18 protein-coding genes are annotated in these 25080 nt (G+C 39.7%); 11 read left to right on the top strand and 7 right to left on the bottom strand.

Annotated features, from left to right (window positions below; translation table 11 throughout):
• Nucleotides 1-364 precede the first annotated feature (364 nt).
• Together A6E03_RS19345 and A6E03_RS19340 are read left to right on the top strand one after the other, a co-directional pair.
• Nucleotides 365-1678, top strand: a complete 1314-nt coding sequence (locus A6E03_RS19345; RefSeq protein WP_065601563.1) for an efflux RND transporter periplasmic adaptor subunit — start codon at nt 365-367, stop codon at nt 1676-1678.
• A complete protein-coding gene (locus A6E03_RS19340) occupies nt 1675-4779 on the top strand; it encodes an efflux RND transporter permease subunit (protein WP_065592230.1) in 3105 nt (1034 codons plus the stop codon). Before A6E03_RS19345 ends, A6E03_RS19340 begins: the two co-directional genes overlap by 4 nt.
• Before the next feature lie 13 nt (nt 4780-4792).
• On the opposite strand, the gene A6E03_RS19335 is transcribed toward A6E03_RS19340, so the two are convergent.
• Nucleotides 4793-5518 (bottom strand): YdiY family protein, encoded by a 726-nt coding sequence (locus A6E03_RS19335; protein WP_255310679.1) that lies wholly within the window; start codon nt 5516-5518, stop codon nt 4793-4795.
• Nucleotides 5519-5977: 459 nt separating this feature from the next.
• Here A6E03_RS19335 and A6E03_RS19330 point away from each other — a divergent pair, with 459 nt between their 5' ends.
• The 4 genes from A6E03_RS19330 to pgi all read left to right on the top strand — a co-directional run bounded on the left by A6E03_RS19330 (nt 5978) and on the right by pgi (nt 11575).
• Nucleotides 5978-7375: a replicative DNA helicase gene (locus A6E03_RS19330; RefSeq protein ID WP_065592228.1), complete on the top strand. Its 1398-nt coding sequence runs from the start codon at nt 5978-5980 to the stop codon at nt 7373-7375.
• A 9-nt stretch (nt 7376-7384) separates the two neighbouring features.
• Entirely contained in the window at nt 7385-8467 is a 1083-nt protein-coding gene (gene alr, locus A6E03_RS19325; protein ID WP_065592227.1) for an alanine racemase, read from the top strand.
• Between the two features lie 11 nt (nt 8468-8478).
• Complete coding sequence (locus A6E03_RS19320; protein ID WP_176703515.1) at nt 8479-9702, top strand: hypothetical protein; 1224 nt, start codon at nt 8479-8481, stop codon at nt 9700-9702.
• A gap of 220 nt (nt 9703-9922) precedes the next feature.
• A complete protein-coding gene (pgi, locus tag A6E03_RS19315) occupies nt 9923-11575 on the top strand; it encodes a glucose-6-phosphate isomerase (RefSeq protein WP_065592225.1) in 1653 nt (550 codons plus the stop codon).
• 272 nt (nt 11576-11847) lie between these two features.
• Here the strand turns inward: pgi and A6E03_RS19310 are convergent, their stop codons facing one another.
• Nucleotides 11848-12309, bottom strand: coding sequence for a chemotaxis protein CheX (locus A6E03_RS19310; RefSeq protein WP_065592224.1), 462 nt, complete (start codon nt 12307-12309; stop codon nt 11848-11850).
• A 19-nt stretch (nt 12310-12328) separates the two neighbouring features.
• On the bottom strand, nt 12329-12778 hold the full coding sequence (zur, locus tag A6E03_RS19305) for a zinc uptake transcriptional repressor Zur (protein ID WP_065592223.1): 450 nt from the start codon (nt 12776-12778) through the stop codon (nt 12329-12331).
• A gap of 428 nt (nt 12779-13206) precedes the next feature.
• Here zur and A6E03_RS19300 point away from each other — a divergent pair, with 428 nt between their 5' ends.
• A complete protein-coding gene (locus A6E03_RS19300; protein ID WP_255310676.1) occupies nt 13207-13530 on the top strand; it encodes a pyocin activator PrtN family protein in 324 nt (107 codons plus the stop codon).
• A 45-nt stretch (nt 13531-13575) separates the two neighbouring features.
• Here the strand turns inward: A6E03_RS19300 and A6E03_RS19295 are convergent, their stop codons facing one another.
• Entirely contained in the window at nt 13576-13875 is a 300-nt protein-coding gene (locus A6E03_RS19295) for a hypothetical protein (RefSeq protein ID WP_065601562.1), read from the bottom strand.
• A 2-nt stretch (nt 13876-13877) separates the two neighbouring features.
• A complete protein-coding gene (locus tag A6E03_RS19290) occupies nt 13878-14705 on the bottom strand; it encodes a hypothetical protein (RefSeq protein ID WP_065601561.1) in 828 nt (275 codons plus the stop codon).
• Between the two features lie 216 nt (nt 14706-14921).
• On the opposite strand from A6E03_RS19290, the gene A6E03_RS19285 reads away from it, so the two are divergent.
• From A6E03_RS19285 to A6E03_RS19270, 4 genes are all read left to right on the top strand, one after another.
• Entirely contained in the window at nt 14922-15266 is a 345-nt protein-coding gene (locus A6E03_RS19285; RefSeq protein WP_065601560.1) for a hypothetical protein, read from the top strand.
• A gap of 124 nt (nt 15267-15390) precedes the next feature.
• A complete protein-coding gene (locus tag A6E03_RS19280) occupies nt 15391-17811 on the top strand; it encodes a class I SAM-dependent DNA methyltransferase (protein ID WP_065601559.1) in 2421 nt (806 codons plus the stop codon).
• Nucleotides 17811-19199, top strand: a complete 1389-nt coding sequence (locus tag A6E03_RS19275) for a restriction endonuclease subunit S (protein ID WP_065601558.1) — start codon at nt 17811-17813, stop codon at nt 19197-19199. The genes A6E03_RS19280 and A6E03_RS19275 overlap by 1 nt, the downstream gene beginning before the upstream one ends.
• Nucleotides 19196-22468 (top strand): type I restriction endonuclease subunit R, encoded by a 3273-nt coding sequence (locus tag A6E03_RS19270; protein ID WP_065601557.1) that lies wholly within the window; start codon nt 19196-19198, stop codon nt 22466-22468. The genes A6E03_RS19275 and A6E03_RS19270 overlap by 4 nt, the downstream gene beginning before the upstream one ends.
• A gap of 168 nt (nt 22469-22636) precedes the next feature.
• Here the strand turns inward: A6E03_RS19270 and A6E03_RS19265 are convergent, their stop codons facing one another.
• On the bottom strand, nt 22637-23686 hold the full coding sequence (locus A6E03_RS19265; protein ID WP_255310675.1) for a helicase RepA family protein: 1050 nt from the start codon (nt 23684-23686) through the stop codon (nt 22637-22639).
• 81 nt (nt 23687-23767) lie between these two features.
• The gene (locus A6E03_RS19260) at nt 23768-24775 is read right to left on the bottom strand and encodes a site-specific integrase (protein WP_176703514.1); all 1008 of its coding nucleotides are present in this window, start codon (nt 24773-24775) and stop codon (nt 23768-23770) included.
• Nucleotides 24776-25080: the final 305 nt, after the last annotated feature.

Genomic DNA, 25080 nt, shown 5'->3' with positions numbered 1-25080 from the left:
CCCGCCATGTTCAGCGGGTTTTAAAATTTGGTTTATGGCTTCTTTTGTTCCACAACCTACCCGCGTGAGATGTTCACGATCAGGAGGAGGCGAAGAGATAAAGAAGATGCTGTTTTCATTTGAAATACAATCCATAAAATTAATTAACAAATTAATATCGTATTTGGCGCATATCGTCAACCTTTAAATAGCCGTTTTACCTTATATGAATGTTTTTTGGGTTAAATGTTAAAAAAGAGAGATAAAACGATTGCGTGGGTGTGTTTTTATACAAAGTAGGCGTATTTTTAATTCTTAATAGTACAATTAAAAAATATTTAGCTTTATCTGGCATGGCGTTTAGCAAATAGAAGAGATGCACATAATGAAAATAAACAAAAAATACCTCTTTTTCCCTGTTGTTGCGTTAGGGGTAATAACGCTTATTATCGTGACTAAATTACGTCCTTCAGCAGAAATTAAGCCACCTGAAGATCGTTCAAAGATGGTCAATGTTCAAGTGTTAGAACCTGAATCAATAGCCCCTCAAGTGATTGGTTTTGGTAAAATAAAGCCTAAATTTGAATGGAAAGCGATTGCAGAAGTATCGGGTAAAGTGGTTTATCGTCATCCTGAGCTAAACAAAGGTAACATCTTGTTAGCGGGAACAGAGGTTTTACGTATAGATCCACTTGATTATGAATTAAAGCTTGCTCAGGCTGAAGCTGATTTAGGGTCAAGTCAAACCCAGTTAGCAAAAGTGGATTTAGAAGAAAAAAATATCCGAAATACGTTAAAAATTGAAAAGAATCGTTTAACGATCAGTAAAAAAGAATTGAGTCGTAAAGTAAATCTACAGAAAAAAGGGCTAACTTCTCAATCGGATTTAGATCAACAGAACCAATCTTATTTAGCGCAACAAAAAGTCGTTCAAGATATTCAAAACCAAATATTATTATTGCCAGATGAAAGAAAAGTAGCTGCGGCAATGGTTAAAGTAAACCAAGCTAAATTAAAAGAAGCACAGCGTTCTTTAGAAAAAACGTCGATTATATTACCAACGGATGTGCGTATTTCTGAGGTGGATATTGAAGCGGATCAAGTGGTTAATCTACAGCAAACCATGTTCATCGCCCATGGCATTAAAACAATGGAAATGGAAGCACAGGTATCGATTCATGATATGCAAACTTTAGCGCAAAGCTTTCGTGTATTTCAGTCTAATGAACAAGGGATGCCAAATATTGATTCATTACCCCTTCAAGCGATAGTGCAGTTGAGCAGTGGCCGTTTTAATGCCGAGTGGCAAGCTCAAGTTGAGCGTATCAGTGAAACTGTCGATCCAAATCAGGCCACTGTTGGTGTGATTTTAGAGATCGAACAAGACTATAAAATGCTCAAACCAAATTCATTACCTCCGTTGGTTAATGGCATGTTTGTCAAAGCGTTGATTGAAGGAGAGGCCTCACTGCAATGGGTGATCCCAGAAAGTGCTCTTCATGGCGATAAGATTTACTTATTAAATGAAAACAGTCAGTTAATTATTCTTCCTGTAAAAATAGACTTTAGAAGAGATAATCAAGTGGTCATTTCTGGTGATCTTAATCAAGGTGATTTATTGATCTTAAATGATCTTCTTCCTGCTATTAATGGCATGCAACTGCGTTCAGTCGTTCCTAAGAAGGAGCCAGTGGAATGATTAAGTTTTTTGCAAGACACCCAACGGCCGCCAATTTATTAATGCTCTCTATATTGCTGCTTGGTTTAGTGTCGCTATCTCAATTAAAGCGTGAAACGTTTCCTGAATTTAGCCCGCCTTATATTTTGGCTGGTGTCGTTTATCCTGGTGCGTCGCCACAAGAAGTGGAAGAGAGCATTTGTGTTCGGATGGAGGACGCCGTTGATGGCCTAGGAAATATAGAAGAAACAAAATGTGAGGCCATTGAAGGTTCTGCTCGTTTAGTTATTAAGCTGAATGAAAAAGCAGATATAGGACGAATGCTGGTTGATGTTCAAACTCAAATTGATTCGATTAATGATTTCCCTAAAGAGATAGAATCTCCGGTAGTTCAAGAGCTAGATTGGAATGAACCAGTGGTGGATGTGGCAATTACGGCTGATACCACATGGCCAGAGTTGAAGGCGTATGCTGAAAAATTGAAACAAAGTTTAAAGCTTGATTATGATGTTTCTTTGGTTGAAGTTAGTGGGTTTTCTGATCATCAATACCGTGTTGAATTAAATGAAAGTGCGATTCGTCAGCTTGGCTTAAATGTTGGAGATATTGCGAATAAACTGGCTGAACAAAATGTAAAATTACCGAGTGGAAACATTGAAACCCCAGAGAAAAACTTTTTAATTCGTTTCGATGAAAGAAAAACAACACCTCAAGAATTAGCAAAAACGGTGATGGGGGCGTCGGATAATGGTGCATTGATCCGTTTAGATGATATTGCCACGATAACCGATCGCTTTGAGCTTGATGAACAAAAAGTATTGTTTGATGGTAAGCCGTCAGCCTTACTTAAGATCAGTAAAAATAAAGAAGAAGACGCTTTGCGCATTAAAGATCGTGTGACTGAGTTTGTTCAATATCAGCAGTCCATCGCTCCTGATGGTGTTTCATTAGAAATGACGAATGATCTTTCTTCTTTATTATGGGATCGATTAACCATGATGGTAAAAAATGGTTGGCAAGGGATCATTCTTGTATTTTTAACCATGTGGCTATTTTTTACTTTCCGTTACTCTTTTTGGGTTGCTGCAGGTTTGCCGGTTGCGTTTCTTGGTGGCTTATTTTTAATGGCGAGTTTAGGGCTTTCTATTAATATTATGTCACTCGTCGCCCTGTTGATGGCAATAGGGATCATGATGGATGATGCCATTGTAATTGCAGAATCGATTGCCTCACATTTAGATCGGGGACAAGAGATAGATGATGCGGTGTATAACGGCGTCAAAAAAGTATTTCCCGGCGTATTGTCTTCTTTCTTAACGACAGTGTGTATTTTTGGTAGCTTGATGTTTCTACAAGGAGAAATGGGGGCGGTACTGAAGGTTATTCCTCAAGTGCTTATTCTTGTATTAACTCTGAGCCTAATTGAAGCATTTTTAATTCTTCCAAATCATTTAAGCCACTCTTTACATAAAGCGAAAAAAGATAAGCCAATTACTGGTTTTAAAAAGAAAGTGTTAGATCGTTTTGAACACTTTAGAAATGTCACTTTAGTGAAAGCAGTAACCAAGGTAGTAGAGTGGCGTTACGCTTTTTTAGGTGCCGTGATTGCCAGTTTATTGATTTCTTTTTCACTCATTTCTGGTGGCGCGCTTAAGTTTGTCGGTTTTCCTGAATTAGATGGTGATATTGCAGAAGCTCGAATTATCCTACCACCTGGAACATCACTTTCTCAGACTGAAATTGTAGTAGATAAAATTGTCTTTGCGGCAGAGAAACTAAATAAAGAATGGAGTGAAAAGAACGAAGAGGGTCGCCAACTTGTTGAGCATATCACTCAGCAATTTAATACTAATGCAGACGCGAGTGAATCAGGTCCTCACTTGGCGACCATTCGTTTAGATTTATTAGGGGCAGAAAAACGAAATACACTCATTGATGATTTTATTGATGCGTGGCGTGCAGAAGTTGGAGAGTTAGCAGACCCAATAACCATGGTTTATAAACAACCGACGATGGGGCCGGGTGGTAGAGCGATTGAAATTCGCATGATGGATGATGATTTACATACGTTAAAGTCTGCCTCCTTAGAAGTACAAGCTTATCTCAATGAATTTTCAGGGGTTTATGGTGTTCTTGATGATATGCGAATGGGCAAGGAAGAAGTGCTTGTGAAGCTTCGCCCGGGGGCTGAAACCTATGGAGTTACAGGCCAATTGGTTGCTAATCAATTACGCGCTGCTTACTTTGGACAAACGGCTGATGAGATCCAACTTGGTGTTGAAAATATTGAAATTGAAGTGCGTTTAAATAAAGAACAAGCGGGTAATTTGCATACTCTGGAAAACTTTCCAATCATTTTACCTACTGGAGGCCAAATACCTTTAGCCTCTGTTGCAACATTAGATTTTCAGCGTAATTATGTTCGAATTCAACGTATTAATGGATTAAGAACCTTAAGTGTCTTCGGTGATGTTCATGCATCACAAGTGAGTTCGACCGAAGTGTTAAATCAATTTAGAAAAGAGCTTGCTCCTGAACTTCAGAAAAAATACCCAAGCTTACGTTTTGATTTTGAAGGGGAAGCGAAAGATACCGCAGAAACAGGACAATCAATGGGCACGGGATTCATGCTGGGTTTATTTGGTGTCTTTGTTATCTTGAGTTTTCAATTTAGAAGTTACCTTGAACCTTTTGTGGTGATGCTTGCGATTCCACTAGCCTTGATAGGTGTCCTATGGGGGCATGTATTATTAAACCATCCATTAAGTATGCCGAGTATTATGGGATTTGTTTCTTTGGCGGGCATCGTGGTCAATGATTCAATTTTATTAGTGCAATACATTCGACATCATGTTGATGATGGAGATTCGGTGTATGAATCTGTTGTGAAAGCGAGCCAAGAAAGGTTTAGAGCGGTATTTTTGACATCAATTACTACTGCTGCTGGGTTGTTGCCTTTATTACTTGAAACCAGTTTACAAGCTCAGGTTATTCAGCCACTCGTCGTTTCTATTGTATTTGGTATTTTTACATCAACGCTATTAGTACTCTTCATGATCCCAGCGGCTTACGCCATATTAGCTGATTTTGGCTTAGTTAAGAAACATGAAGAACTGCACTAATAAAAGATAACGCTTAAAATAAAAAGAGCAAATTAACCGAAAATACAGAATCGGTTTTACTTAGCCCTGGAGGTACACGATCCAAATATTCTTGAGATTGTGCTATTTTCAGGGCAATTTCTTCCGTAATATTATTGGTGATACTGACTTCAGAATCGACACGAGTGTTACTTTTACCGCTAATTACGGTGATGTCAGAAGCTAAGGTAATAACATCCATCGGTTTCCATGATAATGTCATGTTTGTTCGTATGATTGCTTCGGCGACCGTTTCTGGAAAGATAAGGTCATCATCATCAATTTCATCCAAATTTGGGTTTTGATAACGGTAACCAGGACCTAATTCTAATTCTAATACTAAGGTTTCAGTGTTGCTTGCTTGATAACCGACACCACCTGAAAACGTATAATCTTTAAAATAGGCACTGTATTTGGTTTCTAAACCTTTAAAGTTGGCATAAAGGTAATAATCCGGGCTTATTTTATAGTCACTTTGTAGGTTAAGGCTTAATTGGTCTTTATCTGTTTCGCCATCGTCTTTTGATAGGTAATACTTTACTTCACCGGTGTGACGATGCTGTCCAGAAGTATAACTCGCTTCTAAACGACCATTAAGAGATTGTGAATCATCATTCCCTTTACTTGATTGATAACCAAATTCAACTTGGCTTTCCCATGGTGAAGGAGGTGCAGTATCGACTTCTTCCGAACTTACTTCACTTGGTTTTATCTTGGTGATGGCTTTTGTTTCAATAATTAATTGGTCAGAGTCTAGTTCGCAATCATCTTTTGATAGGTAATATTTTACATTATCAGTATGACTTGTTTGCCCAGAGGCATAGACAGGTTCTAGCTTACAATCTAGTGTCGTTGAATTATGACTGTCATTATCAAATTCGTTTTGTTTTTTTTCTGATGGGGGAAGTTGCGTATCAGCATCTTTTTTTTCTATCTCACTTGCATGAACAGATGCACTGATTGCGATAAGCCCTGTAAGTAAAACTTTTTTTAACACGTATTAATCTCAGAAAGAATAAAGAGGACTAGATAGTATAGATGTTTTCTTCGATTGAAGCGTTAAATTTGAGTCAAAATCTTTATTTTGCGAAAGGTTATCAGGAGATAGGCGGATAGTTATTTCATCCCTATTTCTTTTCGTTATAATGTAGAGCTAAATTTAGGATGGTGAAAAGCAGTAATGGTCGATAATCGAAATCAAAACCGTAAACACGACGCTCAAGTTGATGCGTTAAAAGTACCGCCACATTCATTAGAGGCAGAGCAATCTGTACTTGGTGGTTTACTGCTTGATAATGAACGTTGGGATACCGTTGCAGAAAAAGTAGTGGCGGGTGATTTCTATAGCCGACCACATCGATTGATTTTTGAATCAGTTAAATCCATCTTAGAAAATAGTAATCCATTGGATTTGATCACTCTTTCTGAGCACCTTGAACGTCATGAAAGATTAGACTCTGTCGGTGGCTTTGCCTATCTTGCTGATTTAGTAAAAAACACCCCAAGTGCTGCTAACATTAATGCGTATGCCGATATTGTTCGTGAACGTGCGATGGTTCGTAACTTGATTGGTGTAGCCAATGAAATTGCTGACGCGGGTTATGATCCTCAAGGTCGTACTTCTGAAGATTTACTGGATATGGCCGAAAGTAAGGTTTTTGCTATTGCAGAAGCGCGTACGACAGAAAATGAAGGCCCACAGACGGTCGATACCATTCTTGAGAGAACCTTAGAGCGTATTGAGCTTTTATACCAAACACCACAAGATGGTGTGACAGGTGTTTCGACAGGGTTTACTGATCTCAATAAGAAAACCGCAGGTCTTCAAGGGTCTGATTTAATTATTGTTGCAGCGCGTCCATCGATGGGTAAAACCACCTTTGCGATGAACTTATGTGAAAATGCCGCAATGGATCAAGATAAGCCAGTATTGATTTTCTCGCTAGAGATGCCAGCCGAGCAACTAATGATGCGTATGTTGGCTTCAATGTCTCGTGTGGACCAAACTAAAATCCGTACCGGCCAATTAGACGATGAAGACTGGGCGCGTATTTCATCGACAATGGGTATTTTGACTCAAAAGAAAAATATGTATATCGATGATAGTTCTGGGTTAACACCAACAGAGCTACGTTCTCGTGCTCGTCGAGTTGCACGTGAATCGGGTGGGTTAAGTATGATCATGATAGATTACCTTCAACTAATGCGAGTTCCTGGAATGCAGGACAACCGTACTCAAGAAATTTCAGAAATTTCACGATCATTGAAAGCGCTAGCGAAAGAATTAAACGTTCCTGTTGTCGCACTGTCTCAACTTAACCGTTCCCTAGAGCAACGAGCAGATAAACGACCAATTAACTCAGATCTTCGTGAATCAGGTGCTATCGAGCAAGATGCCGATCTAATCATGTTTATTTACCGTGATGAGGTTTATAACCCTGAAAGTAACCGTAAAGGCATTGCAGAAATTATCCTAGGTAAGCAGCGTAACGGTCCTATCGGTTCAGTAAGTTTGACGTTCCAAGGGCAATTCTCACGCTTTGATAATTACGCAGGCCCTGCGTTTGATGACGAATAAGGCAATAATATGAGCTACATGAAAGCGGCGGCTGCCCAAGTTGATATGTCAGCTTTAGCGCATAATTTGCAAAAGATTAAACAACAAGCTCCAAACAGTAAGCTTCTTGCTGTAGTAAAAGCCAATGGTTATGGCCATGGGCTACTAAATATAGCAAAAGGGGCGCAAGGCGCTGATGCTTTTGGTGTTGCTCGGATTGAAGAGGCTTTACAGCTTCGTGCTGGTGGTATTGTTAAGCAAGTATTGTTACTTGAAGGTTTTTATTCTGCTTGTGATTTGCCTATTTTGGTCGCAAATAACATTCAAACAGCGGTACATTGCAAAGAGCAATTAGAAGCACTTGAAGGCGCTGAACTTGAAGGCTCAGTTGTTGTTTGGCTAAAAGTGGATTCAGGCATGCATCGTTTAGGTATTCGTCCTGAAGAATATCAAGAGTATGTTGACCGTTTGCACGCATGTAAAAACGTAGCTAAACCATTACGTTACATGAGCCATTTTGGTTGTGCTGATGAGCTTGATAATCCAACAACCAATAAGCAAATTGATACTTTCATGTCATTAACGGATGGTTGCCAAGGTGAGCGTTCATTGGCGGCATCTGCTGGATTATTAGCGTGGCCTGATAGTCAATTAGATTGGGTTAGACCAGGTATCATTATGTATGGTGTATCTCCTTTTTCTAATCAATCAGCACAAGAGTTAGGTTATTTACCTACGATGACCCTAACCTCTCATTTGATTGCCGTTCGTGATGTAAAAGCGGGTGAAAGTGTCGGTTATGGTGCGATGTGGACGAGTGAGCGAGACACTAAAATTGGAGTTATCGCTATTGGCTATGGGGATGGTTACCCAATAGCAGCACCTAATGGAACTCCTGTCTTAGTCAATGGTCGTAAAGTTTCAATCGCAGGTCGTGTGTCTATGGATATGCTGACGGTTGATCTAGGTCCGGAAGCAAAAGATAAAGTGGGCGATGAAGCCGTTTTGTGGGGGCGAGATCTTCCTGCTGAAGAAGTCGCTGAACACATCGGAACTATTGCTTATGAGTTAGTGACAAAACTAACATCACGAGTACAGATGCTATACATTTAATGAGATCTATCTTGAATTCATTTCTTTTTAAAAGCGCTACTGGTTTGGCGCTTTTTCTTATTTTACCTTTTTATTTTTTAAGCAATGCATTTGCTGAAGAGGGTATTTGGCCAACGTCATTACCTGAAACGTCGGCTGTTCCTTTTATGTTTTCGTCTGAGAGCTTGGGGACTACAGTAGGCGCCGCTGCTGTGATGAAGGGGGTAGGTCAACCTCAAGCGACATTATTTGCAGCGGGACTCTATTCCAATAAGGGGTCTTACATGACGTACTTATCTGCGAATAACTTTCAAATCGGTCATTCATGGTTGGTGGGAGCCAGTGCTTATAATGCCAACTTCAAAGACATGGATTATCATCTTGGAGCAGCCGGTAGTAACAGTTCTTCTGTTAATGATGAAGTTTTTACTGATGGTGTTGAATCACAATATCACCTCACGGCTAATTATATTCTTCCGATCGGTAATGCAAAAAAGATCGGTGCAAAAGCGGCTTATATGCCTAACCGAGAAGTGAAAAACTATAACCCATTAGAAAGTGGCGTTTCGAGTATTGAGCTGAGTCCTTTTTATTATTCTCGTGTTTTATCCGATGTTGCAGGGTGGGATGAGCCCGATGCTAATTGGGGCATGAAGGTAAATTTTGATTGGGATAACCGAAATAGTGTAAGAAACACGACTCACGGCTCGCGCACCGAATTAGATTTTGCCTATTCACCAGAAACCAGTGAACAAGAAGAGTGGTGGACATGGGAGTTTCAACAAAGTGCTTTCTTTGATTTAGGTAGCTTGGGGAATGTGATAAATAAACAGGTTCTGGCCTTTGATTTTTATATCGCGGATACACCAAGTTGGCAATCTGATTCGCATCAACCTCCAGAATATGCAGGGATAAAACTAGGGGGGATTTATCGTCTACGTAGCTACGGTGGTGGACGGTTCCATGGCCGCTCAGCTATTAATTACTCCGCGGAATACCGAGTTATGCCTGATTGGCAACCCTTAGAAGATTGGCCTATTTTTAATCTTTATGATGTACCTTGGTGGCAATGGGTCGCATTTGTTGATGTAGGGCGGGTTGCTGATGAGTTTTCACTGTCTACATTACATGAGGATATGAAGTGGAGTGCAGGTGGTGCAATTCGTTTTCAAGTTGAAGGTATTGTTGTCCGTACTGAAATGTCGAAAGGAAGTGAAGAAAGTGTCTTTCGAGTTATGATTAATCAGCCATTCTAATCGATTAATTACGAGAAAAATGACTTGAGTACTAGAGTTCTGTAATTTTGATAGTGATAATGTTCACTTATAGAAGTTTTAATGTGACCTAACTCAAAAAGGGTGAGCGTAGTTTTGGTCATAATATATAAAGTTCACCATATTTTTTAGATTCGTATAAACGGGGCGTTCAGAAATTTATTTTTGAGCCAACAAACCTACTACACGGGATATTTTTACCATGTTAAAAAACATCAACCCAACAGAAACTCAAGCTTGGGCAGACTTAACTGCACATTTTGAAACCGCACAAAACATGAATTTGTCAGATTTGTTTGCTGCGGATGCTCAACGTTTTGATAAATTTTCAACAACGTTTGGTCAAGATATCTTAGTGGATTTCTCTAAGAACTTAGTAACAGAAGAAACAATGAAGCATTTGTTCTCTTTGGCTGAGCAAACTGAATTATCAGAAGCAATTAACGCGATGTTCAGTGGTGAAAAAATCAATAAAACTGAAGGTCGTTCAGTACTTCATACAGCACTACGCAATCGCAGTAACACGCCAGTGATTGTTGATGGTGAAGATGTAATGCCTGCGATTAATGCCGTACTAGAGAAAATGAAAGGTTTCACTGAGCGTTTAATTTCTGGTGAGTGGAAAGGTTATACTGGTAAAGAAATTACAGATATCGTAAACATCGGTATCGGTGGTTCAGACCTTGGTCCTTACATGGTATCTGAAGCACTTGCACCATACAAAACACGCCTAAATATGCATTTTGTTTCAAACGTAGATGGCACACACATTGTTGAAACATTGAAGCCATTAAATCCAGAAACGACGTTGTTCTTAATCGCATCGAAAACATTCACGACTCAAGAAACAATGACGAATGCACACAGTGCGCGTGATTGGTTCCTAGCTGAAGCTGGCGATCAAGCACACGTGGCTAAGCATTTTGCTGCACTATCAACGAATGCAGAATCAGTGTCTGAGTTTGGTATCGATACTGATAACATGTTTGAATTCTGGGATTGGGTTGGTGGTCGTTATTCTCTATGGTCAGCAATCGGTCTTTCAATTGCACTAGCGGTTGGTTTTGATAACTTTGTTGAGCTTCTTGAAGGCGCTCATGAAGTGGATAACCATTTTGCTAATACGGATCTTGAAAACAATGTTCCAGTTATTCTGGCACTAATTGGCCTATGGTATAACAACTTCCACGGTGCAGAATCAGAATCAATTCTTCCATACGACCAGTATCTACACCGTTTTGCTGCGTACTTCCAACAAGGTAACATGGAATCAAATGGTAAATGTGTAGACCGTAACGGTAACCCTGTTGATTACCAAACGGGTCCAATCATTTGGGGCGAACCAGGCACAAATGGTCAACACGCGTTTTACCAATTGATCCACCAAGGTACAAAATTAATTCCTTGTGACTTTATTGCACCTGCAATCAGCCACAACCAAGTGGGTGATCACCATCAAAAACTAATGTCTAACTTCTTTGCACAAACAGAAGCGTTAGCATTTGGTAAAACAGAAGAGACGGTTCGTGCAGAATTTGCAGCGGCTGGTAAAACAGAAGCAGAAATGGCTGAGTTGGTTGCATTTAAAGTATTTGCTGGTAACCGCCCAACAAACTCTATCTTAGTTAAACAAGTAACGCCTAAAACATTGGGTAACTTGATTGCAATGTACGAACACAAAATTTTTGTACAAGGTGTGATTTGGAATATCTTCAGCTTTGACCAATGGGGTGTAGAACTAGGTAAGCAACTGGCTAACCAAATTCTTCCTGAACTGGCTGACGATAAAGCGGTAACGTCTCACGACAGTTCAACAAACGGCTTAATTAACGCATTTAAAGCATACAAAGCTTAATCGTTAAGTTATAAAATTTATTAATTAAAAGAGCTGACTTCGGTCGGCTCTTTTTGTATTTATACCAATCCACATAAATATTTGATCATTCTTGCTTGTTAAAATCGATTTTTCTTACGCAATTATCTGATCAACTACTTATCCGGATTGGTATTATTTATCGATATTACAGGCAATAAAAAAGGCTGATACTTAAATATCAACCTCTATCATTTCCTGAATCCTTTAGTTCTTGCTTTTGCTCTTATAGAAGCGCAGCGTTCTAGTTTCTGCTATTCAAAACAGATCTCAATAAACGCATTACCCCACTCGGAAGTAAAAGGCATGATAATGATAGCACCTTCGCATTTATGAGTGATCGTATGGCCTTTACCTGAAACAACCATAGGCGTTGCCATATTGAATTCAAAACCACGTTCAGAAAGAATACGTTTTGCACCACCAGTAACCATGTTAGTGATTTCACCCACCATGTCCGTCACTTCTTCATTGATGCTGTTTGGGCGTTCACCCAACATATTTTGCATAATTTGCAATGCAAGTTGTTCATCAAAAGTAATAGACATAGATCCTTTACTTTGAGGAGCAATCATACCGATGAGACCAGAGACATCACCACGAGCAATTTCATCTTTTTTAATACGAGGCTTTTGAGGTTTTAAGTCCATTGAAGCCATCGTTTTAAGTACATTCATTAGTGAAGCTAAGAATGGGTTTATAAATTCAGCACGCATCGTAGGTAGTGTCCTTTAATTAATTTTTATTATTGTGGTCTAAACAAGCCTTGCAGGTACCATGAGTTTCAACAATGTGGTTTTCAACTGAAAACCCAATCTGTTCAGCATGCTTTGTTAGCTGCTCTGTAATTTTTATATCATGGAATTCAACAACATCATCGCAAGTACGACAGATAAAAAGTTGTGAAAAATGAGCATGTTCGCCAATAACACAACAAGAAATATAGCTATTTATTGATTCGACCTTATGAACAAACCCTTGAGTCACTAAAAAATCTAAAGCACGATAAATAGTGGGTGGTTTTGCCTGAGGCTCTATTTTTTTTAATTGCTCTAAAAGATCATAAGCACTAACTGCACCATGATGGGTAACAATAAGCTCTAAAACAGTGAGTCGTTGCGGCGTTAATCTAACACCACGTTGTTGGCATAACAGCTCAACTTTTTCTTTTTGAGAACTATTCAAGGTTAACGTGTCTTATTTATGAACAAGTTGGAAGTTTATCATAAATATTTTAATTTCACTATTTAGAGAATTATTGACTGTTTAAGTTTATCTGGGATGAGAAAAATAAGTAATAGATTGGCTGCTTGTGTTCTGATTATGTTAGAATTGAGGCCTTGATCACTGAAAGAAATTACCTATGAGCTCTTATCCATTACAACGCTTCTCTGTTGCTCCAATGCTTGATTGGACACGCTGTTAACTTATTTTTCATTTAAAACATAAGCTTACGTTGATTGTTAAAAGCAGTAAGGGACGATAGGGGGACGGTTACTAACAACAACACATTCCTAGCACTCTCGTACCCATTCTACACGCCCTAAAAATTCATTCAAAAAAATCCTTCAGAAATTTGAAATAACTAAAAAAATTGAGTACATACTAAAGGTATGGCTTGTCGCTATACGATCATCAATGTAGATATTGGAGTTATGATGACCGTACCTTGTTTTCTCCCAACCACAAATTCGCTTCTTGCTGTTCAGTTCAACAATATGGCACTTATTCCATTAGAAATTATAGCTAAAGAGTTTCTAGGATTGACACCAGCGGCAGCCAAACGAAAAGCTCGTAATCAAGAATTACCCTTCCCTGTAATTCGTCTAATTAAATCTCAAAAATCACCTTGGTTGATTAATTTTGATGATTTAGTTGCTTACGTCGAACGCATGAGTCAAGAAGCTTACAAAGATTGGTATATGCAGCAGTGCTGATAAATAAAACAAAGCCCACTCAATTGATGGACTTTGTAATAGCAGTTATCCCTTATGTTTTCGCTGTCTTGTCTCTCGTTTTATCATCGCTTCTTTAAAAGCTTTAGTCTTTTCAATACGATTAATCAATGTGCGACTATAAGCTTTTATTTTACCTGCATTTTCTTCTTTTCTTGCAAGAAAGTGTGCGATCATAGCATCCGTCCAGTTTTTTTCTTGTTTTAATCCTGTCTTCGAGATCCATGAGTTGTGCCAAGCTTGGCGCCAAACATCCTTTTGTTGATGAGCGTAGTCGCGTCTTTCGGCTTCTGAATAGAGATGCCAGCGTCCGTTGTAATAAGCCATAATTATTTAATTTTAATTTTATTTACTTGTTCTTGTTGTTGCTTTGATAGATGATGGGCTTTCAAGGACTCATAAGTCTTAGTTAAGCGATTTTCTTGACGTCGTTTTTGCCTGTCATTGTTATCTTCCTTGGCTTTTAGCCACTTATCAGTCTGTGTCTGCATTTGCTTGAGAAGCTTCTCTATTTCTAGTGAGCTTTGCGCTTTTTCGTATTGATATTGCCATGTACTAAGTCGTCGACCTTTCTTTATTTCAGCGGGAACATAGCTGCGATGATCAATACCGACATGCTTCAATGTTGCGAGGTTGAAAGCTTGCTTTATCAACCTTGTGGCTTTCTTTTGTTGAAGCTCTTTGAGAACTCTATTACCTACCACTTTACCAATAATCAAATGAATATGGTCGCCACTCCCTTTACTACCTGTTTGCTGCTGTTGGTGCAGGACTGCACGAATTTGCTGTCGGTATTGATCAAATTCGGTTTTATTGAGTTTGCAAAGCTTAGCAAGAGCAATGCTGCAATCTTTAACTATGAGTTGCCATTGCTGGGGTGTAGGGCGGTAGCCTTTCGGCAGCGTTAAGCAATACTCCATGGCATAACTAGATAGAGGGCGGCCGCCTCGGCGGTTATACAGTTGCTGGTTGAGTCGGAATTGCTCACCAGCTAATGCGATACGATTAGATGTATTTGCCCTACCGATGATAGATACGAGGCTTTCGGTGTGTTTGTGATTAGCGTGAGTTTTCGAGAGTAAATATCGCTCTCGCATGGCGATACCATCGCTTGCTAGGCGAACTGCTTGAGTAGTTATAGTCCAGTTTTTTAGCATGTTAGTTTCTTTTAACTTAAGCTTAAAAATTATTTTCGCTTTTTGCAAATAACCACTACAAAACCCGCAGCATTCAGTATGGGTTCCAGATAGGACAACTGCTGCGCGTTGTCGCTGGCAAGAGTGGATTTCCCCCTCTTAACTCCCCCATAAAAAACAAAACACAATGTATATTTGTACTTATTCGAAATATTTTTTATATTTTTAATAAACATTATGGGAAACGATATTTCAACATCTGAATTGTTTTGGTACGTAATTGAACTTGAAAAGTTCGAATCGAGCACTACTGAAGAAAAAGTTATTGAAAAAGCAATGGAAGCTGGCTTTATCACTAAAGATAATTTAGCAGAGAATTTGTCAAATTTGGTGTGGATTAAGAAAGTAACTAAGCATGCAGAAGATGCTTTTAATTTAGAAGAAGTTGCTGAAGGTCGGCCTTTAGAAGTATCCATTGCTAATTTTAAGCAATTAAAAAATCGTAGAGATAAGCAAGTAAGCGATATTCTCGAATTGCTTGCTAAGCATGTGATTCATGCCGCTCCTGGCTATAAATCTTGATTCAGTTTTAATATAAATAATTTGTTAGAGCACCTGCTACAGGTGCTCTTTTGCATTTTATGTCACTGCTTATTGATTGTAGTTAATGTATAATTTTTATTATCATTTTGATTAAGATTCTCTTATGCCTAATTCTAATTATAACTTCTCTCAAACCGCTGCCTTCATTTGGTCTGTAGCTGACCTACTTCGCGGTGATTTCAAACAGTCCCAATACGGGCGTGTGATTCTGCCGTTTACCCTGCTACGTCGTCTTGAGTGTGTACTGGAAGAAAGTAAAGATGCGGTTGTTGCTCAAGCAGCAACAATCAATGCTATGAGTATCACGGAAGAAGCTAAAGAAAAAATGCTCAAACGTCATACTGTTTCAGCATCAGCACCTAAAGGCTTGTCGTTCTTCAATACCTCACCGATGGATCTAGGCAAAATCGGTCAAAGTGACATTAAAGATAACCTAGAGAACTACATTCAGTGTTTTTCTGCCGATGCCCGTGAGATCTTTGAGCACTTCAAATTTGATGAGTTTGTTGGCTTACTTGATGACGCAAACCTACTATTCAAAGTGGTAAAGAAATTCGCCACCACAGACCTTAGCCCAAGCAAAGTATCAAACCATGAAATGGGCTTAGTGTTTGAAGAACTCATTCGCCGCTTTGCGGAAAGCTCTAATGAAACCGCAGGCGAACACTTTACCCCGCGTGATATCGTTCGTTTAACCACGTCTCTTGTATTCATGGAAGACGATGAAGCCCTTACGCAAGATGGCATCATCCGTACTATCTACGACCCAACAGCAGGTACAGGCGGTTTCCTATCATCAGGCATGGAATACGTTCACGAGTTGAACCCTAAAGCCGTTATGCGTGCCTTTGGTCAGGAGTTAAACCCTGAATCTTACGCTATCTGTAAAGCCGATATGCTCATCAAAGGGCAAGACGTTAGCCGTATCAAACTAGGCAACACCTTATCTAACGACCAACTGCCTACAGAACAATTCGATTACATGCTGTCTAACCCACCGTTTGGTGTCGATTGGAAGAAAATCGAAGGTGAAATCAAAGACGAGCATGCCCTAAAAGGTTTTGATGGTCGCTTTGGTGCAGGTTTACCCCGTGTTTCTGATGGCTCATTGCTGTTCTTGATGCACCTTATCAGCAAGATGCGCCCTGTTTCCTTAAAAGAGCTTCATAACGTTGATGGATACGTTAAAGATGGTGGTCGTATCGGTATCATCCTAAATGGCTCTCCACTGTTTACAGGCGGTGCAGGTAGCGGTGAAAGTGAGATCCGTCGCTATATCCTTGAAGCTGACTTATTAGAAGGTATCATCGCCTTACCAACTGATATGTTCTATAACACAGGCATTGCGACTTATGTATGGGTGCTATCAAACAAAAAAACAGCTGAGCGCAAAGGCAAGATTCAACTGATTGATGGTTCTAACCTGCATGGCAAGATGCGTAAATCGTTAGGCTCTAAGCGTAACCTAATGAGCGAAGACGATATCAAACTTATCACCCGTACTTTTGGTAACTTTGAAGTGATTGATGCTACTTCTCTTGCAGACATGGGACTTAATAAGCCAGCAGAACAAAAATCCAACCGTGGTCGCCAATCGTCCACCAGTAAAACAGCAGCACCAAAGACATTCGCAAGTAAGATTTTCAACAGCACCGACTTTGGCTATCGCCGCTTAACCATTGAACGCCCACTACGCCTATCGGCACAAATTACCGATGCTGCAATTGAAAGCCTACGCTTTGCACCAAAACCACTCAATGCACCAATGGAGCGTTTATATAACGAGTTTGGTACAGCGTGGAATGAGGATAGCTACGGCTACCTTGCTGAAGTTGAAACCGAAGTACGTGCGCTCATCAAAGCTGAGTTTAGCGAACTGAAAGAAAAACAAATCAAAGACCTGTTAGATAGCAAGTTGTGGTTATTCCAACGTTCGCTAATGGACAAAGCCCAACAGCTACAAACCGCAGTATCTGCTATGTCTGTTGGTGAAAAGATGGCTGGTGGTCGAGATTTAGTGAGCAACGATTTCAACCAATTCGACATCACCATGAAAGGCGCATTCAAAGCAACGGGCATTAAGTTTGATGCCAAAGAGAAGAAACAATTCTTTGATGCGGTAACGTTTAAGAATCCAGAAGCTGAGCCTGTGATCAAGAAAGTCATCAAAGAAGCCTCACAGCCGTTATATGGTTCATTTAACTACAACGGTAAGGTAGTTGAGTTCCAACCAGATGGCGATCTACGTGATAACGAAAACGTACCGTTAGATCCAAGCATCACCACCACTGAGCTTATCGAAACCTACGTCAAGCGTGAAGTATTGCCACACGTTGCCGATGCGTGGATCAATGCCGATAAGCGTGATGATAAAGATGGTGAGATTGGCATTGTGGGTTATGAAATTCCATTTAACCGCCATTTCTATGTGTACCAACCACCTCGTGCGCTGGAAGCAATTGATGAAGATTTGGCACTGGTCAGTGATGAAATTATGAGCCTACTGCAAGAGGTGCGTTCGTAATGAGTAAGTATCAAGCGTATTCTGAATATCAAGATTCAGGGATTGAGTGGCTAAAAGAAATACCAAAAGACTGGTCTATAGTCCCTCTAAAATATCTAGCAGAACTAACACCTAAAAAATCAGAGCTAGAAGAATCCATCATGTCAGAGAAGTGTACTTTTCTACCGATGGAGAAGCTGAAATTAAATTCAATCACTCTTGATGAGATACGCACCGTAAAAGATGTTTATGACGGCTATACCTACTTTAAAAATGGTGATGTTTTAATAGCCAAAGTAACCCCGTGCTTCGAAAACAAAAACATGGCTATTGCTGCTGGTTTAACCAATGGCATAGGCTTTGGCTCATCAGAAATTTATGTTTTAAGACCAAATGATTTAATAAATAATCGTTTTTTGTACTACCGCCTACAGGAAGATAATTTTATGGCTGTAGCTACTGGGGCAATGACAGGAGCTGGTGGATTAAAACGAGTACCATCAGAAACAGTTAATAATTTCACCATTGCTATACCAACGACTAATGATCAAACCCAAATTGCCGCCTTTCTCGATCACGAAACGGCAAAAATCGACACGCTTATCGAAAAGCAGCAGCAACTTATCGAACTGCTTAAAGAAAAACGTCAAGCGGTGATTAGCCATGCTGTCACAAAAGGGCTAAATCCTGACGCACCAATGAAAGATTCGGGTGTTGAGTGGTTGGGTGAAGTGCCTGAGCATTGGAGTGTAAAAAAAATCAAGCATTTTGGTCGAGTTATAGGTGGTTTTGCATTTAAGAGCGGTGATTTTATTAAACAAGGGTATCCCGTTGTTAAAATCACTAACGTTTCTCATTTAACAATGTCATTTAATGAACTAGCTTATTTACCAGAAACGTTTGCTCATGATAATTCTGAATATATCGCACCACCAAACTCTTTAGTATTTGCAATGACTCGTCCAATTATCGCTGGTGGTATTAAAGTGGCAAAAATGCCTAAATTAGAAAAAATGCCTTTGATCAACCAACGTGTTGGCTTTCTAAAAATTGAGGATGAAAATCTAACGGATTACATTTTATTTTCGTCTCTAAGCAATAGCTTTATTGCTCAGTTTAAAAATAACATGACTATTACTAATCAACCGAATATATCAAGTGAAGGTATTGAGTCTGTATCATTCCCTTTCCCCCCAAAAGATGAGCTAAAAGAGATAACAGCCTATTTAACCAACAATGAAAATAAATTTGATTCGTTGATCAAAAAAAGCAAAGAACAAGTACATCTTTTAACTGAACGCCGCACTGCCCTTATCTCAGCCGCCGTCACAGGCAAGATAGATGTTCGTAGTTGGGTAGCCACCACCAGCAGTGATACCAATGAGGCACAGGAGGAGGTGATAGCATGAGTAACGACACCACTCAAGAACGCATCTTTCAAGATGAGATGATCGCTCAAATGGTCGCTAACGGTTGGAAGCAAGGTAAACCTGATCGTTATGATCGTAAACGTGCTTTGTATTGCGAAGATGCGCTTCACTTTGTACAAACTACTCAACCCAAAGAGTGGGGAAAGTTTGCCAAGGTGTACCCCAATGATACCGAGCGTCACTTTCTTGATGCGCTGGTGGCACAACTAAAAAAAGCCGACAGCAACGCTACCGATGCCGTTTCTCGCACTTACGGTACGTTAGGCGTGCTTCGTCATGGCTTAAAAATCCGTAATGCCCGTTTCTCGCTGTGTCAGTTTAAACCAGAGCACAACCTTAACCCTGAAACACTGGCGCGTTATGAGCAAAACATCTGCCGTGTTGTGCCCGAGTTGGTTTATAGCCCTTACGCCACCGCAGAGCACTTAGCCCTAACAGGCAAGAAAGCCAAAGCATGGCGTATTGATTTGGTGCTGTTTGTAAACGGCTTACCTGTATCAACCCTTGAGCTAAAATCTGAGTTCAAACAAGCTGTACACAACGCCATTACGCAATACAAGCAAACTCGTTTACCCAAAGATCCTGAAACCAAAAAGCCAGAGCCATTACTGACCTTTAAACGTGGTGCATTGGTACACTTTGCTGTCAGCCAATACGAAGTCTTCATGGCAACCAAGCTCGCTGGTGATGACACCTTCTTCCTACCGTTTAACAAAGGTACGAAAGAAGGCGGTAAAGGTAACGATGTACCTGACCTCTCTGATGAAAAGAGCTTAAACCGCTACGCCACTGATTACCTGTGGAATGAAGTATTACTGCCTGAGAACCTATTAAAAATCTTAGGTAGCTTCATTCACCTGCAAATTGAAGAAAAAGAAGATTGGGAAGGACGCAAGTACAAGAAAGAAACCCTGATCTTCCCTCGTTACCATCAATGGGATGTCGTGAGTAAATTGATAGGCGCTGCCATTGCTGAAGGTACAGGCAATAAATACCTGATCCAGCACAGTGCAGGTTCTGGTAAATCAAATTCGATTGCATGGACAGCCCACCAGCTCTCGACCCTTTATGATGAGCAAGGTGAAAAGCAGTTCCATTCAGTGATTGTGGTAACAGACCGCACCGTTCTTGATGATCAGCTACAAGATACTATCTATCAGTTTGAACATGCTGATGGTGTGGTGGGTCGTATCAACAACAAAGAAGGTGACGGCTCTAAATCTGAAAAGCTGGCGGCTGCGCTTGAGAACTCACAGCCTATCATCATTGTGACGATTCAAACCTTCCCGTATGTACTACGAGCGATTGAAAACAGCGTTAGCTTAAAAAAACGTAAGTATGCGGTGATTGCAGATGAAGCCCACTCATCACAAAGCGGCTCTACCGCTCGCAAGCTTAAAGAAGTATTGATGATCGAAGAAGCCGATGATGATGTGATGCTATCGTCAGAAGACATTCTTGATGCAACCATGGCGGCACGTAAGAACAGTAATAACCTTAACTACTACGCATTTACTGCTACCCCTAAAGCGAAAACATTAGAGTTGTTTGGTCGCTTACCTAATCCTGATGAGCCAGCGTCTAAGACCAACAAACCATACGCCTATCATGTGTATTCAATGCGTCAGGCAATCGAAGAAGGCTTTATCTTAGATGTACTCAAGAATTACACCAGCTATCAAGTGGCGTATAAGCTAATACAGAAAATTGAGGCCGCAGATAAAGAAGTCGATAGCAAGAAAGCCAAAAATAAACTTAACCAGTGGGTACGTCTGCATGACTACAACATTTCACAGAAAGTAAAAGTGATTGTTGAACACTACAAAACTCATGTGATGCACCTATTGGGTGGTCAGGCTAAGGCTATGGTTGTTACCAGCTCTCGTAAAGAAGCGGTACGCTATAAGCTGGCGTTTGATAAATACATTACCGATAACAACTACCAACGCATTGCGGCTATGGTGGCGTTCTCTGGTGAAGTGGAATTTAACGACAACGATCCTGATAGCCTTGCCCTGCTTAATAAGAAATTCACTGAAAACAACATGAACCCTAACTTAAAGGGTCGTGATATGCGTAAAGCGTTTGATAGTGATGATTACCAAGTGATGCTAGTGGCTAATAAGTTCCAGACAGGCTTTGACCAACCTAAACTGTGTGCAATGTATGTTGATAAGCCTTTAGGTGGTGTGGAGTGCGTACAGACCCTCTCACGCTTAAACCGTACTTATTTAGGCAAGGCTGAAAGTGGTACGTTTGTATTAGACTTCTTTAACGAGCCTGATGACATTCTCGAAGCGTTCCAACCTTACTATCAAACTGCTGAGCTGATGGATGTCACCGATCCTAACCTTGTATTTGATTTGTATGAAAAGCTACGTTCTAGCGGTATTTTCTTATGGAATGAAGTTGAGCAATTCTGTATCGCCTTCCTGACTAAGAAGAAATCTAACGCTGCGGTGAGTAATATCTGTAAACCTGCGGTTGATCGTTGGCAACATCGTTATAAATCTGCGATTGATGCTTATATTCAATCAAAAGATATGTTCGAACGCACCAAGAAGACCAAAGATGCAGTATTAATTGCTAACGCTGAAAATTCTTTCAAAGAGTGTAAGCAGGAAAAAGACCGCCTAGAGATCTTCAAGAAAGACTTAGGTAGCTTTGTGCGCTTCTTCGAGTTCATGTCACAGATTGTTGATTACGAAGACAAAGAACTTGAGAAATTAAGCCTGTTCGCCCGTTATCTTCGCCCCCTACTGCATGAACAAAACGTACAAGAGGATGAGGTTGATTTAAGCAACGTCGAAATGAGCCACTACCGCTTATCTAAAATCCGAGAACAAGACATCAAGCTCAAAGAAGACGCAGCAGATTACAAGCTAGAGCCAAGTAATGATGTCGGTACGGCTAAGCCTAAGAACAAGGAAGAAGACTTCTTATCGCTGATCCTTAACCGCTTAAATGAGTTATTTAGCACTGAGAACTTAACTGATAGTGACATGATCAACTATGCCAAGACGGTACGTGACAAGTTATCAGAGAACGAATCAGTAATGACCCAGATTAATAACAATACTCGTGATCAAGCAATGCTAGGCGACTTTCCTCAAGCGATTGATGATGCAATTCTTGGCAGCAACGAAGCACATCAAGAGCAAATGATGCAGCTTCTGTCTGATCCAATAAAAAATCAACAATTCGTAAGAATAATCTTTGATATGTTGAATGAGCATACTAAGGGATAAATGAATTGACTTTTTGGGTGAAGACGCTGGGTTAATCAGAGTAGAGTATTTTTGAATTGGGGGTATGAGCCAGATTTTATTTCTGACTCATACTCTAGGGCATTCAGTTCATTCAGTTGATTTAATAAACGTAAATAACGTAAATAACGTAAAGAACGGGTATAAGAGTTAGATATTAGTTATAAGAAAGTAGACTTTTTTTCGGCCTGTTTTTCCTTCCATCTTGAAATTAATGAGCTTGCCTGTTACTTTATCAATGATTTCAATACACTTATCTCGACCATAATTTGTGTGCTGTAACAGGTGCTCTCTTAGTTTAGATTTATCTATTTTAGCGGTACTCAGTACATTACTAATCAATGAAATAGCATCATTGTACTGACTAATATAGTTAGCATAGTTCTGTTTCTCAGTTCGCAAAATCATCTCTTTTATATACGTATCAGAATCGATGTTATTGACAGAGTTAACCATGTCGAGGTACGGCATATTTTCTGATTTTTCATACACATAAGTGAGTTCGAGTGCGTTATTCCCCCTGAGTTTTTGATTAGTTAACTTGATGTGTTTTGTTTGTAGTCCTGATTTATCAGTGTTTTCGTCTTCAATGTTCATCATGTAGATGCAGTCGACATCTTCAATAAGATCTGACGTACCCGAGTAAACTAGATTGTTATTAGTATCTCGATTTTTGTTGGTATGACCTAGACCTATGAATGTTCCGCCTTTTAGAATAAATTCGCTTACTTTTATACCGAAATGTCGCATGTTTTTCTTATCCATTGTGTCTGCGAATTTTTTTAGTGTATCGACAATAAGAACTACATTTTTCGCCTCATCATCAGCAGCTAATCCATTCATAATTTCTAATAGTGAATGTGATTTGAAGTGATTGTAACCAGGAACTAGAGTATGGACTCCTATTGTTGCTAAAATCTCTGTTTTTTCAATGATGCCACTTTGAGAATCATCAGCGTTGATATAGAAGACAGATAATCCATTCAGATCTCCGGTGTCGTATGCTTGCTTTAGTTGATTTATTATTAGCAGCGTTTTACCCGCATTTGGTGGTGCAAAAAGTATAGTTGATTGCCCTTTTAGAACGAGCCTATCAAAAATAAATGAGCTTTCAGCTGCGTCTTTTTTGATCTTATCTAAGTCGTTATTGATAGAGAAAGAGTTGAGCATTGATAATGTATTTGTTTGATTATTTCGCATTTTAGTTATTCTATTTATGAAATGTTAGAGACATTAGTAGCCTCTCTCTGTTATCGAGAGAGGTTACGTAGATAGATACAGTTATGCAGCTAAACGACTGGGAAGAGTCGGGTAGAAGCGAAGATAAAAATTATTGAGAATATCGAGTGATCGGTGACCTGAAACTTTTGAAATAGCTGATAGTGTCCAGCCGGCTTCGTAGAGTCGGCATAACGCCTCTGCACGAAGGTCGTGAAAATGTAGATCTTTAATTTCAAGTTTTTTCATTAATGTTCTCCAAGCTGAGCCTACTGAACTTGGGTTGTAGGGAAAAATTTGGTCACTATCTTTGCCACGAGGTTGGCGCATGATGATTTCAAAAACTTCTTTAGATAATTCAAAGGTGGATGAAACCGAGCTTCCTTTAGTAGGATTTTTACGATTACGGATCGTGAGTAAGTGACTTTTTTCGTCCAAATCTTGCCAAGCTATTCCCCCACAAATTTCACCTAGTCGTGCGGCAGATTGATAGGCAACATTAAAGATATCTAGCATCGGAATTGTTCGTCGTTGAGCTAATTTTTCTGCTTTGAGTGCTAGTTCGATCTTTGTCAACTCAGCCTTAGTTGGACGACGAGTTCGAGTCTCACTACGAGCAATATAGCCTTTACGCCGAGCTGTAGATATTGCAGTGGAGTACGAGTCTAATGCGACGCGGTAGCGTAAAATAGTGACACAATCTTTAAGTGCTGAACTCAAAATAGAAAGATTATTTGCAGCTGTTTGGGGTTTAATGTTCCATTGCTCAATCATATACTCTATCAGTGTATACCAGTGATATGATTCAAGTTTATCAGCAGGTGCGGAGCTTATCGGTGATGTTGCTATACGCTTAAGAAGCGATGCTGATTTTTTATTGATGTGTTTTTTAGTCAGTGGGTTAGATAGATAGTCATTAATAACAATGCCCAAACTAGAATACGTTTTCATAGCTGAAAAAAAACCATAATCGCCCTTCGCAAAGTTCGCATTGAGCTTCTTCTTAAATGATTTCGCTTGTGCTAAAGAAGAGAATGTACGCGTTTTTTGTCCAGATATCGGATCGCTCATGAGTGTGCGAGCACGCACTTTAAATTTTGAATTTCCTTTGTTAGTTCTAGATATTTGCTCGATAAAAACGGACGGCATCGCAATTTTCCAATGATTATTTTTAACTGATGTCGATACTAAGTTAGTTAATTTACTTTTCAAAATTTTAGGGGATCAACGAGAAGGGGTCGTAAATAGTGTTTTTTTATGGGGTTAGATGCGATGTAGGCTTTTTTGACGTTCGGAGAACGATATGTGCTTTAAACACTATTAAAAAGCATGTCTCTGAGCATCGAAATGTCGAACTTATTTTTATCAGTAATAAA

Origin of the sequence: Aliivibrio sp. 1S128 (assembly GCF_001691065.1) — a bacterium.
Taxonomy (GTDB): domain Bacteria; phylum Pseudomonadota; class Gammaproteobacteria; order Enterobacterales; family Vibrionaceae; genus Aliivibrio.
This window is presented reverse-complemented; position numbering and strand designations above follow the sequence as displayed.